Raw genomic sequence first — 538 nt, 5'->3', positions numbered from 1 at the left:
CGGATGATCTTTGAAGACGGACCCTAGTCGCAGACGACGGCGAGTGGTCCGCGGTTTTCGGTGTGGTGTGGGGTGCGCCATTGGGTGGTGATGTGTCCGTGGGGGTGTGTGGGGTGTGTGGGGGAGTGGTCGGTTGGGTGGAGGGTGCGGGTGATTCGGAGGGTGAGGGGTGTGGTCGGTTCGCTGTGTGGGTGGGCTGTGGTGGTGTGGAGGGTGAGGTGTGTGCCGTCGGGGGTGTTGGTCACGACGGTGGATGTGATCCGGGTGGCCGGGTTGATGGTTCCTGAGTAGTGGTGTGTGACGGAGTGGTCGGGGGTGTTGCTGAGGTTTTGGGCCTGTGGCTGGGCGTGGCCGAGGATGGCGTGGAGGAGTTGTGTGACGAGTACCGGGTCGTGGGCGCCGTCGTAGATCCATCGCTGTCCCAGCACTCCGTGTTCGGCGGTGCCGATGAGGGCGTGATCGGCTCCGTGGAGGGGTGTTCCGTGGTAGGTGAGCGGGACATGGTAGGTGGGTGGTGGGTTGCCGGATGCGTCGGTGA

Annotated in this window: 1 protein-coding gene; it reads right to left on the bottom strand. The window is 64.9% G+C overall.

Annotation, left to right across the window (positions count from 1 at the left end; all coding sequences use genetic code 11):
- Positions 1 to 23 precede the first annotated feature (23 nt).
- A partial coding sequence (locus HW130_RS35260) for a 1,4-alpha-glucan branching protein (protein WP_177153830.1) occupies positions 24 to 538 on the bottom strand: 515 nt, incomplete at its 5' end.

It is taken from the genome of Streptomyces sp. PKU-EA00015 (genome assembly GCF_013387495.1).
Taxonomy (GTDB): Bacteria; Actinomycetota; Actinomycetes; order Streptomycetales; family Streptomycetaceae; genus Streptomyces.
This window is presented reverse-complemented; position numbering and strand designations above follow the sequence as displayed.